Source organism: Veillonella nakazawae (assembly GCF_013393365.1).
In the GTDB taxonomy this organism is placed as follows: Bacteria; Bacillota; Negativicutes; order Veillonellales; family Veillonellaceae; genus Veillonella; species Veillonella nakazawae.
The window spans coordinates 25,147-39,531 of sequence record NZ_AP022321.1 but is presented as its reverse complement, the minus strand read 5'-3'; the positions used below and the strand labels follow the sequence as shown (position 1 = coordinate 39,531).

Genomic DNA, 14,385 nt, shown 5'->3' with positions numbered 1-14,385 from the left:
TTTATACGATGAATTGTAAAATATATTGCGATAAATAAAAGATTTCTTATGTATATAAACGACTACTTTTCAAAAAAAAAGATTCCACCTATAAAAAAGGCTAATACTTCAAACGATAACATTTGAAGTATTAGTCTTTTTAATTGATTAGTTTATGCTTTATATTTATATAATAATTTAATGAGAATAAACTGTAACACAACAATATAAATGATTTGTGTACCAAAAAAATCCATGAAAATTCGGTCATCTACATAAAATAGATATAAAGGATATACAAAGGTAGCATATGCTAATATCATTGGAATGCTGTTGCGTTGTCTACAGGCGTAATACAGAATTGTATATACCATAAGGATGAGCAACGCGAAAAGATACATCCCCACTAAAGAGAAATCATGGTAATACCGCATCAGCGATGTATATACGTTCGTATCAATATTATAGAAATAGGTAAAGAATAAGAAAATACTTGGCTTAGGTAGATTAAAACCGAGTGTATTCAAATTACTGTAAGGACCTATAAATATAGTTTGACCAATCAAGGTAGAGTCCGCCAATTGATACTGTAAAAATACATCAAAGGCAGATAAAGAAATCCCTGCATAATGTGCTAGAATCTCAAGAGCTGATGAACTAGAACTAATACCTTTCCCAAATAAAGTACCTACAATTATAAATAGTAAGAAAAAAGATAAAAAGGATACCCCAGCTGTTGTGAGCAATTTCTTTGCATACTCAAAACCTTTATATTTGCGGTACAAGGCATGACCGATGATCGTAAAGATGAATATAACTAAGGTAATGATTAGAATGCGCCCCGTTGTTAAATACACAAAGGGGAAGAAAAATAGTAGAGGTATTAAATAACATAGATTACTCCAGCGCCACGCCTTAAAGACTGAGCGCTGAATAAAGGCAAATATTGATAAATATGTTATTTGTTGCACTAAGATTTGATAATACGCCATCCAGCGAGATAGCTTTATAGTTGAGCTTTCAGCCATAATATAAGGACGGATAGAACTAGCAATACCTAAAATGCCATTCTTGTTCCCTGCCTTTTCCGCTAAGGTATACATCTCATGACCTGCTAAGCCTACAATAACAGCTAGTAATATCCATAAAATACCTTGGCGATACATCGGAATATACACATCACTCATATTCTTAGTAGATATGCTAGCTTTTACTATAGTCCTATCATTCAAACAATGGGCCACGTAAAGTGAACCCAAGGTCATCACGATTTGTGCACTGATGAGGATTAACACGGTGCTGCCATGCATGGGCAGTTGCCACTGTTTTACCATAATGGTGCACAGAATGCTAGCAATCGTTAAGGACGACTGTGTTGCGATAACTGGCGATAGTAAATCAAAATCTAGTGCATATAGTGTCACTAACAACAGCAAGACTGATGAGAGGGACAGCGATATGAACCAAAATTGGCTATCTACCATGACGATACTTCCTTACAGCTGTTACAGAAACAAACAAAATCATAACCATACTACCCAAAACAAAGCCTATAATACCGTACTTCACAGGCAAGAAGCCTTCATTTTGGAACTGTGCATCACCTTCTGTAATTTGCATATCCACAAGGCGTACAGAGTAGTTAGGATCGATGGCTTGTACTTTGCCATTGGCATAGGTAATGTATTGATTAATAAACACATCTAAATGAGCTTTTGTATAGTCTGGATCTTGTACATCATTAGGATTAAACATGATATACAATTCATAGATTTTAGGATCCTCTGTATTTACAAAAATATGTTGTTGATACCATTTAAATTGGTTCACTCCATCCATCGTATTCCAATTGGCGTTCAACTTAGACCAATCTAAAACATGAGATGACTGTTTTACAAAGCCCATGATAAAACCTTGTGATTGAAGCATTCCTCTTAAATGAAGATCATCCTTCACAATAGTATCTGGGGTCTTATTATCTACTGTAAAGATAACAGATGCATTGATGGGACCATGCACCATGATTGGTTTTACTAGTACCGTACGAGACACGATGATAACGATAGCACAAAGGATACCTACGAGGACTATTTGCCACCATTTTCGTTTAAGGTCGTTTAAAATATATGTATTCATATGCTTTCACTTCTTTATTTAATTATAAAAATCTAAAATCGCTAGCATTTACGAATTTAATACATCTGTAGAGTACATAGATTTCTGTTAAAAGCATAGTCAATGCTGCGCCATCGGCCCCCATATAATAGAGTAAAGGGAACACGATACATAAATCTAAAATAGCAGAGTGAACTAAAATCGTAACAAATTCCTTTTGATGACCAAAGGATATCATACCGAATAGGCCATAAATATTACTAGTAATAACCACTAACGGTAAGAATGCTAATATTTGTAGCACCGATACGGACTCTTCATAGCTTGGTCCAAGAATGTAGTAAACCAACCATTTAGCAGTTATAAAGATACCAATGCAGAGCAAGGATGTACCAGAACAAAGAATGACGGTCGCTTTACGCAACACTGATTGAGCCCTTTCCTTGGATTCCTTGGCAATTTTATTAACAAATGGATATAAGGCGTCAACTACAGGGCTTAGACCACCTCTGAAAGCATCGATGATACGATTTGCCGCTGTATAGATGCCCACGACGTAGTCGGACGTTACTAAACCGAGGAATACGATGGTAGAGCTAGTATAAAGATTAATAGCCACCATAGAGCCAAAGTATGGAACACTATCCTTAATGGCATCCTTAATATGACACCATTTAATGCGCATCAAAATATCTGGGTATTCCTTATAAATGATGATCCACGAGAATACTGCTGCAATTACATTTGTAATAGACTGAAAAAATGCAGCCCACACGATATCATCTAAGGTATTTACAAAGATAAAAATCCCCGCTACCGATACGATACGACCTAAGATACTAACAAAGGTGATGTAGCGCATCTTCTGTATTCCTTGGAAGAACCAAATTGGAAACAGAGCCGTACCAATAACATTTAAATACACCGCCCCATAAAGGAGTGCATTATAATTGAACCAGTTAGACAAGATAAACATCAATATCCCAAATACAGCGGTTATAACGGCGAGAATAAAGAGCTTAGCCCCCATGATGGAAGTGAAATAAAAGCCCCTCTTTGGCCCACAATCATGGCGCGCAATACTTTTAGGTCCACTGAGGTCAAAGCCAAAGTTAGAAAATAATAAAAAGTACTGTACTACGCCTGTTGCAAAGGCGAGCTGACCAAAACCATCAACGTGAAGAACCCGTACTAAATAAGGGAAGGTAATAAAGCTCAGAATATATTGGAGACCTTTTACAGTTAGCAAAGAACCAATATTTTCCAATAATGACCAGTTTACTTTCATCGCTTCACCAACTTATCTTTCAAAGATAATCGCAGTTGATTACTATGATTTAACATACCTAATAATAGATGAGAATTACCTAGAGCATGTAAGAAACCTGCAGGCCAGATGCTATCCTTAAAGTCCGTAACCAATTGTTTTGGATTACTTAAATAAGCAGCCAAGGATTTATTCTTAACCATCGGCTCAAAGGAATCTATATACACTGGATACGGTCCCCAGTACGCTACATCTTCATCATCTGGATGCAAGACAAATTGAATGAAGTTCGTCATCACTAGACCCGCATCAATAGAGCCATATTGCTTCATATCTAGCGGATAAGAATGATAGAAGTCCATAGCCCCTTGATGTAGCTCAGCCAAGCGATTCTTATATTCTTCAGGTATGGAGCTATATTCGTAGTCCTCTAGTAGAGGTATTGCTTCACATTTCTCATTGTACTCATAGCCTAAGGTCGTACCATGAGGAGCCGTAAAGAATACCTCTAAGAACATATATCCTAAGCGCAACGCTGTTTGCAATTCGTAGTTTTGAGAAACATTAATGTACGAATCCGTTGGCTCAAGACTATTTTGTAGGTAGAGCGGAATCCAATCAATATTATAGTTCTTGATTGTACTATATTGCTGAAGCGCCGATACAATGGTACCAGCACCAAGATCTACAATACCAATTCTGCCGTAATCCTTATACTGTTTGAGATAATCCGACAATAACTGTCCTTGTTCTTGTGAATTATAATATACCTTCGCTCGCACTTGACTATAGAGGGCTTGAATTCGCTCATCTTGAGGCAATTCATCGCGCGTAAAAGTAGAGCTTTCACTTAAACCAACGGAACGAACAACCTCCGCATCATAAGGAATGCCCAATCGATTAAATAAAGTATTCAGCTTTATATTTGATTGCCAAGATTTATATAACCGCAAAATGTCCTCTAAGGACTGACGATACTGAATCATAGGAATAACTACAGATCGACGAGACAAATAAGAGTAGAAACTAGTAAGTTCCCCCTCTTGGTCACTAATCTCTTGCAATACATAGCCGTCACGGGCTAAGAATAAAATAGCATCAAGATTATAGTTATCCTTATGTACCTTAATCCATTCCATAAAGCCCTTAACAATAGGACCAAACACATCGAATCCCAAGCGATACGCCAAGGAATCAGGCGTTTGAGGGGAGTTATGTTTCTTGATAAAACCATATAACAAAGAATAATCTAAATCGCTCTTCGCCTTGCTTTCATTGACGTACGATTTACGACTAGGAGGCTTGATTAAGTACGCATCTAAGCCAACAGCTTTAGATTGTTGAATATCTGCCTTAGCATCATTTCCGATGTGCAGCACATTCTTAGCTTCTGCTCGGATTTCCTCTAACACAGCACTAAACAAAGCTCCCCCTTCATGTTTAGTTTTGCGGTATACGCAGGACACAAATAGTTTGTCATAACCTGTAATCTTATTATGTTCTAATACTTGACCAATGATGGTATCCGTCAAATACATATCGGAAATGATATATACCTTTTTGTTTTGCTTCAACGCGTATTGATAGGCCTCTATAACCTCATCATTAGGAAAGGTTAAATTGATTTCTAATTCAATTTCTAAAGCCTTACATGCATCGGCTAATTCCTGACCGTATAAATCAGCAAAGACTTCGTAAATCTCGTCCAGTGTTACCTCTCGGTACGGATACGTTTTACGCGCCTTATGGTCAGCCGTCTCCCGTTTCTTGTAAAAACCAATGGGCTTTGCATGATTTCGCTTTTGGTATTCCCGATCCACTAATTGCCATAGATCTCTATCTTTATAGATAACGCGACATACTAGCGTATCATAGACATCAAATGTAATGACCGGATGTACATCGATGGCCTGTTGTAATGCTAACTCCATTCCTTCTCCCAACTATTATGCTAGCTCATGATAAGCGTCTATTAATAACTTCTCTACACGCTCTGTTTCGTTCCCAATATCATAGCCAGCTGCTTTTAATTCTTCATAACGACTCTGTCTATTATGTTGTTTACTATTTACTATTGCCTCAGCCCATGCTGTAGGACCTGCTTCTAATGAAATGAATTGAGTAGATGGTAAAAGTCCCAATTCTTTAGTTACTGTATCAGATAAAAGCAGTGGTAAATCCGATGCTTGTGCCTCAATACCAACAACGGTAAGGCCTTCAAAAAAGGACGGCATCACAAGTACATCTGCAGCCTGCATAATCTTATTAACATCATCTCGTCTGCCTAGCAAACGAACGACATTCTCTAACCCGTATGCTTTGATTTTTCGTTTGACTTCCGTTAAGAATTCACTTTCTTCAGTAGTATCCCCTACTAGCAACAACACAGAATCAGGCTGAATCGCATGAACTTCCTTAAAAATATCGAGTAAGAAACTATGATTCTTTTGATACGAAAAACGACCTACATGTAATAAGGTCAATTCTGTGTGTAATCCCAAAGCATTCCGAGTTTCTTCCCGAACTATCAAATCTGCATCGTATTTATGAATATCGATGGCATTATAAATAACATGGTATGGATTGTCTTTAAACATCCATTGTCCTGCAAATTGACTGCATGCAAAGCGCAAGTTAGCACTCCAAGCCAATAATTTCTTGTTCATTCCCACCAAGAGACGACGAGCCAATCCTTGCTTATTTTCAAAGCCTGAATTATGGCTATGAATAACACGAACAGGTATGCCAAAGATTTTTCCCAATACTAGAGGAAACACGTATTCCAAACTATTCGTATTCAAGACAATTACATCATAAACGCCTTTATTTTGTAACAATATATTAAACCACTGCCAATAGTGGAGCAATGGGTTTTTATGCCTAGAAACGACCTTAAAAATCTTGCTGCCAGAGGCTAAGATTTCATCTTCATAACAAATAGAGTATTCCCCTGTGATGTTCACAAAATCATAATCAATTTTACTTTTATCAAGATGTCTAAATTGTTCTATCAAATATGTTTCTATGCCACCTAGATTACGTGTCATACCAACTTGTAATACACGCAATCTACGGGATTCTCGGTTTATCATAATCGTGCTTCTTTCTAATTAGATTTGATCTTTGCAAATAGACCTTTTAAGCGATGGCGCACAAAGGAAATGCACTCTGTACATGCGATAATACCTAAATTCCATTTATATTTAAGCAATCCAGATAATACGCCGATGAGAGAGGCACCACCCTTCATATGAGGTTGCATAGCCTTATATATATCGTCTTGCCATAACTGCTGTAACCATGTATATTTACCAGCCATCGAAGAAACTGCGCCCATCCGTTCTAGTGCAGAATACATATATTTAACGTATAACACACTCAACAATTGGTAGCACTGCGCATCATCAATACCTACATTAACCATATATTGATGAATGGTTTGAACCTTCAAGCGATACATTTCGTAGTACTTTGGCTCCCATTTCTTAGAAAGACTAGTCTTATCTAGGTCGAGCGTATAGTGATAATACACATGAGGAATCGTCCCCATGGACTGTGCGTGAGTTAAGTATTCGAAGGAGAACATAAAGTCCTCCATAATATATTCTGATGAGAATTGAATATGATGCTCTTCGATGATAGATCGTTTATAAAATCCGTTCCACACATAACCAAAGAGAGGAATATATTCCATTTCAAGAGCCATTCGTAAAATATCTGTAGCATCACTAGATAGAAAATCCGCCACGTCGTTTACCTTGTCACGAAGGCTTTCACCATGCTCAATGTAATGTTCAACAGCACCGTATTTCCAAAAATCTATCTGTGGATGCTGGTTATATTTCTCGAAAAAGGAGGAAAGGATACTTTCACCATAGTAATCATCGGAGTCCATAAATGTTACGTATTCGCCGCGTGCAATGGACATGCCATAGTTGCGAGCATTACATACACCACCGTTTGGAATATGATGAATCACAAGACACATATCAGGATAGGCGCTAGCCAATGTATCAAGCAGTTCACCTGTTTTATCCTGAGAACCGTCATTTATAATAATCAACTCATATAGGGATGTGTCTACATTTTGTGAATATACACTGTCTATAACTTGTTTAATTGTAGTTTCCGCATTATATGCTGCAACAATGATAGATAGTACTGGATTCACAATGGTACCTAGCCTTTACTTTGTAAACCAAATTTACGCAACACAAAGGAACTACCTTTTTTCAACCAATTTTGAGGCTCCATAAAGGATACATTTTGTTCTTTATAGTCGATGTTATTTGCTTCAATCCATACGTCGAGCAAGATTTCGCTTACAAAACCATAAATACGAGCTTCGTATGTATCGTAATTGGAAATATCGACGCGATGTTCAATTTCCTCCAAGATAGAGAACATCCACTCGCAGTATTGATCAAATAGGTCGCGGCGCATGACAAACATGTTAAACATGTGCGCCCATGTGCGATTACAAACCTTTGTGAAAGCAGCGCTATATTCTGGATATTTTTCAGCGATGATTTGCTCTGCCGCATCAAGGCCGTCACTATGATGAGCATGATTATAGTGAGAACGGTTAGATTCAATATAATATTTACGCTTATCTGCTACCACAACAGGATACTCTGAAAGTAGTTTTTTCCATTCTGGACCTGTAAGAATTTGATTCTTTTTGTCCTCTACGGAACGCACCTCTTTGCGCGTAAAGTATCGTCTGTAATGAACAAGACCAATATAGTCCGCATCAAGGTTTTTCCAAGCCCAATAAAGGCCTGTTAATTCGCAATAATTCGCATTTTTTGAGGAGATATTATCTCCTGTATGATCGCCGGTATAACCAATATCAGCTTTGCCTTCTCGACCTACATGGATTGGCATGTATACGGAGTCTTCTGGCATCCAATATTGCTTATGTGTAGCTATTAAAATCTTAATATTCACTAGTACTCTCCTACATGATTGTTGTCTCTCAAGTCTATCTACTTACCATATGAAAACTTGGTTAGGCTAACTCCTTTTCTACTAATGCCAAGGCACTAGCAATAACCTTATCCATATCGTAATATTTATATTCCCCTAAACGACCACCAAAGATAACATTAGAAATCGTTTCCGCTTTTTTAACATATTTTGCGTAAAGATCTAAGTTCTTTACATCATTCACTGGATAATAGGCCTCTTCGCCAATTTTCCAGTCTTTTGGATATTCTTTTGTTACATATGTAACAGGTTGTGTGCCAAATTCAAAATGCTTATGCTCAATAATACGAGTATACGGAATTTCCCCTTCCGTATAGTTCACAACGGCAACACCTTGATGGTTTTCCTCTTCAAGACGTTCAGTTTCAAAGTGAAGACCACGATATTCCAATACACCTTCAGAGTAATCAAAATACTCATCAATAGGACCTGTATAGATGATTGTATCTGCCAAGGCTTCATATTCATCGCGATGTTTGAGGAAGTCTACACCTAGGCGGACTTCAATACCCTCTAACATGCGTTCAATCATCTTCGTATAACCGCCCATAGGAATGCCTTGGAAACGGTCATTAAAGTAATTGTTATCGTATGTATAACGGACAGGTAAACGTTTAATAATGAAAGCTGGCAATTCTGAACATTTACGGCCCCATTGTTTTTCCGTATAGCCTTTGATGAGCTTTTCGTAGATATCTGTACCTACAAGGCTAATAGCTTGCTCTTCTAGGTTCTTAGGTTCACTTGTAATAGCAGATCGTTGCTTGGTAATGATGTCCTGTGCCTCTTTAGGAGTTCGAATATTCCACATTTTGGAGAAGGTATTCATATTAAAAGGCAAATTGTACATTTCACCTTTATAGTTTGCTACAGGGCTATTTACATAGTGATTGAACTCAGCAAATTGATTCACATAATCCCACACATGCTTTAAGGATGTATGGAAAATATGCGCACCATAGACGTGAATGTTAATATCGTCTTTGCTTTCACAGTACAGATTACCTGCTATATGATTACGGCGATCGATAACAAGTACAGATTTACCACGCTTGTGCGCCTCATGGGCAAATACAGCACCAAATGGACCAGCCCCAACTACTAAATAATCAAATTGTTTTTTCATATGTATATCCTTATTTTTTCATTCCAAGACATAGCAATCGTGAATAATAATTTTTTCTTAAAATATGACCTATCAAGATAGATAGAATTGTAGATGCTAAGAAGCATACAATAAAAGCTTCATAATACAATCCTAATTTAGACCAAAGTACAATTCTGAATGGAATCTTAACGATATCACTAAAGATATAAACATCCATTGAGACAGTGCCTAAAAAGATTAGTAGTGTTTTATATAATCCGATTCTAGATGAGATTTGGTTAGCTATATAGTATGTAATAGTAATGCCCGAAACTGCTGTTACAAGAGTAAGTATTTTAAACACATTAATATCATGTAGTAATGCATAATTACCTACACCAAAAATCACCATAGATATAAGGGCTATTCCTGCGGACTTCATATAATCCAATAGCGCATATTTCTTTATATATAATCCCAAGATAAAGAAGAATTGGAAGTACAATATCTCCGATATCATAGCTATAGAAAAGATATTTAATACATCAGATAGCATTCCAATAAGGAAAGATCCAATTAGTAAACCTAAATTTACACGTTTAACCAATAAGGCAATCAAGATTGAAATGAAGAACAAACAATATAAAAACCATAGTTCTCCATCAGGATTGATACCTATTAATATTTTCCATATATCTTGTGGATTAATTTGCTGATTTGCAAATTTTGATAAAGCTAATTTGAAAGGGAAATACAATAAACCAATAGTAAAATAAGGAACCATTAACCGTATACTTTTATCTTTTACGAATTTCTGGAAGCCCTCTTTCAAAGGTATATGCATAAAATAGCCAGCTACAAAGAAAAATACAGGCATATGGAAGCTATAAATTATAGTTCGTATCAAATATAGAGGATAACTAGCAATACCACTAGCACTTGCTTGGTCTGGAACAGAATGCCCTAAAACAACAAGCAAAATTGCAATCCCCTTCATAATATCAAAACTACTATCCCTCATAATACCGACTAATAGGCCCCTTTCGACTTAACAACAGCCAACACAGTTTTCAAAAGATATACAATATCGATCCACACGGACCAGTTATGAACATACCAAGAGTCCATTAATACACGCTCTTCATAGGTAGTATCGCTACGACCGCTAACTTGCCATACACCGGTAATTCCTGGTGGTACAAGGTAAAAGTCGTTGATATAGTCGCCGTATTTTACGATTTCATCGCGCACGATAGGACGTGGACCTACGAGGCTCATATCACCAACGAGAACATTCCACAATTGTGGCAATTCATCAAGGCTTGTTTTGCGAAGGAATTTACCAATACGAGTAACACGAGGATCATCTTTCAATTTGAAATCTCGTTCCCATTCTTCACGAGCTGCAGGATTTTCTTTCAAATATACCTCCAATGCCTCTTGTGCATTCGGCACCATGGAGCGGAATTTATAGCATGGGAACTCTTTACCACCTTGGCCAACGCGCTTATGACCAAATACGATAGGCCCTGGAGAATCTAGATAGATTAACAAAGCTATTATAGCAAGTATTGGCAAAATCAATATGCCCCCACATACAGTAGCTACAATATCAAAGATGCGCTTCATAATGCGGTTAGACTTGCGAGCCAAGTTATTTTGTACGCGCAATACAACGGCTTGCTCTTCCATCATGCCCCGAGCCGTAATATTACTTGCTGGCAAACCAAATAACTCAGGCACAAAGGCTACGCGTTTTACCAATAATTGCAATTGATTGACCAATGATACTAACTTTTTAGGTTCTAGCCCTGGTGCACAAATAAGAACTGTTTGTACACCTGTATCTTTGATAACATGTTCAACATCAGAAAAAGCACCTAAACATGGATATTCTTTAGCAATAGTAGAGGATTTAGGATTATCATCTACATAACCAATAATCTTGTACGTAGCAATCGGCATGCGATCTAAGGATTTCTTTACGAGCTCTGCTGTTTTACCTGCACCAACTAATAAAACTGGTATATTTAAATATCCTGCCTTTGAGAGAATCTTGCCTACAATAAAACGACTACTAAAGATAAAGAGTAGCATAAATAAATAGGCAAAGATAACAAAGAGTCGAGATACATCGTTGATTACATGACCTGTGTACATGAGTACAATGGATACAACGACGCCAATAGTGATACTGCGGAATAGGTTCTTCATCGTATCCCAATAAGGAGATACTACTGAGTATGCATTATTAAGAAGTAATATGGCTAGAAACACAAGAGGTATAATGCCATATACATAGATTTCATCTACCTTAAAATGTGGACTCACCGGTAAAAATGGCAAATTTAACCGCAAATGATAAGCTGCTAATGTGCCTAGCACAATAGAAATATAATCAGCTATAAGTACTATAAATTTACTAACAAGCAACTTGTTGTGATTATTATATCCATAACTATTCATACTAATACCCCAAACTATAAAAAAAGGTTGTTTTCTCAATACAATTTTCAAGAAAACAACCTCTAAAACATACGAATACAATGTACCAATATTTACTTATATTGTATCATATTCAAAAGTTTAAAACTATGAAAAACCATAGATTTTAGCTATCTTTTATGTAGTTTTTTGGAGATTCTCAGTCTATTTAAATCAGACATAAAAATCAATTAAATAATGCGTAAATAGTTTCTAAATAGCCTTGTGATTCTCATTTATTTTCAATTGAATCATGATGCCCATAACAATCCAAAATATGCGAATGCCCGATGAATTTCCCCACGTATAATCTATAGATCCAAACAAGAACAAAAAGCTAATAAAGCCTACCATTATTGATAAATCATAAGGGTTTCTTGATTTAACATAATGTATCAAAGATTTACAGAATATAAAGAATGAAAATCCTAAGAATCCAACGAGGCCTAATAGACCAGATTCAGAGGCTATTTGCAATAGATTATTATGAGAATGGCCTAGATCTTGAGTTTCTTGTTTTAATTTATAGTGTTCTCGATATGCTTTTTGCCATAATCCAGGACCAACACCTGTTACAGGATGATCCATAATCATATGCTTATCTGCTTCCCATACATAAATACGGCCCAAATTTGAACCATCTGTACTTATATTAAAAGTGCTTTCAAAACGAGCTACATAGTCTTGATGACTACTAAATGCATATCCTATACCTACAACAGCTACAAGTAGTACCAACATATAGCGAATATTAACAAAGCAATAGCGCAATGTTATGAGTATACCGTTAAGACCATTAAATAACCAAGAACCACGGCTTTGATTGCCCCACATCCCCAATAACATACCAAATAAAGAGAATACAGCTGATTTTCTCAGATATGAAGGAAATGCTTTATCATAAGCAGCAATTAAAGCCAATGGAAAGGCCAATGTTAACAACATGGCGAGCCCCATCATAGAGCCATGAATAACACCACCTGCACGACCTCCTGGACCTAAATTATAGCCCAGTACATATTGTGCAAAGGCCGATACAGCATCGATGCCCATATACACAAAAAATACTGATAATATGGCGTATAATTTGCGAGAACTCTTAATACATAACAGAATTGGGACGATGACTAATACCTTCCAAACCCAAATATTGAAGAAATATTTAGTAGTCACCGCTATATCAGTGCTAATTAATGCGGACGGCAATACACATAGTAACATGCCTAAATAAGCCCATCCATATTGACGTATCGATTGTGGTACAGATATTTCATATCGCCTATACCAGCAAGTTATTAAGGTCATCAATATAATGAGGCCATATAGTAAATTCCCTAATGCCATAGATGACCTTGTCGTACATATCATCAGTGAAATGAGTACGGTCAGCACCATTTCAGAATTCTTAATTATCCAAGATTGCATACTAACCCCTTTTCACCTACATAGCTACAATCTAATTTTCATCATATTAACATCTATTTTATAGATATCTATTTTACACGTAACAATGGTTTCAGATGTTCTTGAATCTCTTGCTCATATTGATCGAGTAATTCATAGCGTTTTCTGTATTGGCTACGTTTTTGTGATTTAATTTCTTCTATAGGTTTACGATATTCCTCTAATGGAATGTTGAAGAACCGTTCATCACTACATACAACACCACCAGATTCCTCCCACAATGGATCTAGCTCAGCTACCTTAGCGCGATGACCGCGAACTAAATGAGTATTTGCATAGAAGCCTTCATCAGATACGGCATAAATAGATTCGACCTTACAAAGAACCGCAATATGGCGTAATAGGAACATAATAAAGTTTTTTGGTCGATACCCAAACATCTTTTTAGTAACTGTTTTAGCATTATCAAGGCCATCTTTATAGCCTTGAATCGTGCCAATCCACATAGCAGGCTCCCCATTAAAACCTTTACCAAAGCGGAAGTTAGCATGGTATACGCCTTGTTTACCCAAGGTTAACAACAAGGTTAAAAAACCTTCTTTTCGTTGACCCGGCCCATAATATAAACGAGCCACCATATCAAGGTCTTCTGATTCCCATACGATAAAGCCACGATTCATACGACTTACATCGTCATAAATATTATCTGGATCTACAGAGTACATTTCGCGAATGGCTTCATCTGTAAACACATCTTTCAAATAATCAAAATGATTAATAATAGCCTCTAATCGTTCCTGTGGTGTTGAGCTTTTAAACAAGAAATATCGCGTCATTAACTCAAATAGACCAACTTGACGGTCTAATAATGTTGGATCAGGTGTATAACTTGCAAAATAGCTCTCTAGAGCCTCTATTTCTCGTTTATTGCGGATAGAGCGCATTGTATGAAGGAAAGTGCGTCGCGTTTCCCTCCAACTACGTTTGCCGTAAATCTTACGACCTCGCTGCCATTGTGTTTCTAAATATCCCATCTCAAACTCCTATCCACTAAAAAACT

General features: G+C 36.8%; 12 protein-coding genes. All 12 read right to left on the bottom strand.

The genetic code is table 11. The features are described from left to right. Positions 1–152: 152 nt before the first annotated feature. Positions 153–1,403, bottom strand: coding sequence for an O-antigen polymerase (locus VEIT17_RS00165; RefSeq protein ID WP_242013300.1), 1,251 nt, complete (start codon positions 1,401–1,403; stop codon positions 153–155). Between the two features lie 49 nt (positions 1,404–1,452). Further along, positions 1,453–2,115 (bottom strand): hypothetical protein, encoded by a 663-nt coding sequence (locus tag VEIT17_RS00160; RefSeq protein ID WP_178884056.1) that lies wholly within the window; start codon positions 2,113–2,115, stop codon positions 1,453–1,455. A 22-nt stretch (positions 2,116–2,137) separates the two neighbouring features. Then, positions 2,138–3,382 (bottom strand): flippase, encoded by a 1,245-nt coding sequence (locus VEIT17_RS00155; protein WP_178884054.1) that lies wholly within the window; start codon positions 3,380–3,382, stop codon positions 2,138–2,140. Next, positions 3,379–5,292 carry a hypothetical protein gene (locus VEIT17_RS00150; protein WP_178884051.1) on the bottom strand — a complete coding sequence of 638 codons (1,914 nt, stop codon included), beginning with the start codon at positions 5,290–5,292 and terminating at the stop codon, positions 3,379–3,381. Before VEIT17_RS00150 ends, VEIT17_RS00155 begins: the two co-directional genes overlap by 4 nt. A gap of 15 nt (positions 5,293–5,307) precedes the next feature. Further along, on the bottom strand, positions 5,308–6,453 hold the full coding sequence (locus tag VEIT17_RS00145; RefSeq protein ID WP_178884049.1) for a glycosyltransferase: 1,146 nt from the start codon (positions 6,451–6,453) through the stop codon (positions 5,308–5,310). A gap of 14 nt (positions 6,454–6,467) precedes the next feature. Continuing rightward, positions 6,468–7,532: a glycosyltransferase family 2 protein gene (locus tag VEIT17_RS00140; protein ID WP_178884048.1), complete on the bottom strand. Its 1,065-nt coding sequence runs from the start codon at positions 7,530–7,532 to the stop codon at positions 6,468–6,470. An 8-nt stretch (positions 7,533–7,540) separates the two neighbouring features. Continuing rightward, on the bottom strand, positions 7,541–8,311 hold the full coding sequence (locus VEIT17_RS00135) for a DUF4422 domain-containing protein (protein ID WP_178884046.1): 771 nt from the start codon (positions 8,309–8,311) through the stop codon (positions 7,541–7,543). A gap of 61 nt (positions 8,312–8,372) precedes the next feature. Continuing rightward, positions 8,373–9,476, bottom strand: coding sequence for a UDP-galactopyranose mutase (gene glf / locus VEIT17_RS00130; RefSeq protein ID WP_178884045.1), 1,104 nt, complete (start codon positions 9,474–9,476; stop codon positions 8,373–8,375). A gap of 10 nt (positions 9,477–9,486) precedes the next feature. After that, entirely contained in the window at positions 9,487–10,434 is a 948-nt protein-coding gene (locus tag VEIT17_RS00125) for an acyltransferase family protein (protein ID WP_242013266.1), read from the bottom strand. 32 nt (positions 10,435–10,466) lie between these two features. Beyond that, positions 10,467–11,903: an undecaprenyl-phosphate galactose phosphotransferase WbaP gene (wbaP, locus tag VEIT17_RS00120; RefSeq protein WP_178884040.1), complete on the bottom strand. Its 1,437-nt coding sequence runs from the start codon at positions 11,901–11,903 to the stop codon at positions 10,467–10,469. 231 nt (positions 11,904–12,134) lie between these two features. After that, on the bottom strand, positions 12,135–13,265 hold the full coding sequence (locus VEIT17_RS00115; RefSeq protein ID WP_242013265.1) for an O-antigen ligase family protein: 1,131 nt from the start codon (positions 13,263–13,265) through the stop codon (positions 12,135–12,137). Between the two features lie 149 nt (positions 13,266–13,414). Beyond that, on the bottom strand, positions 13,415–14,359 hold the full coding sequence (locus tag VEIT17_RS00110; RefSeq protein ID WP_178884034.1) for a VirK/YbjX family protein: 945 nt from the start codon (positions 14,357–14,359) through the stop codon (positions 13,415–13,417). Positions 14,360–14,385: the final 26 nt, after the last annotated feature.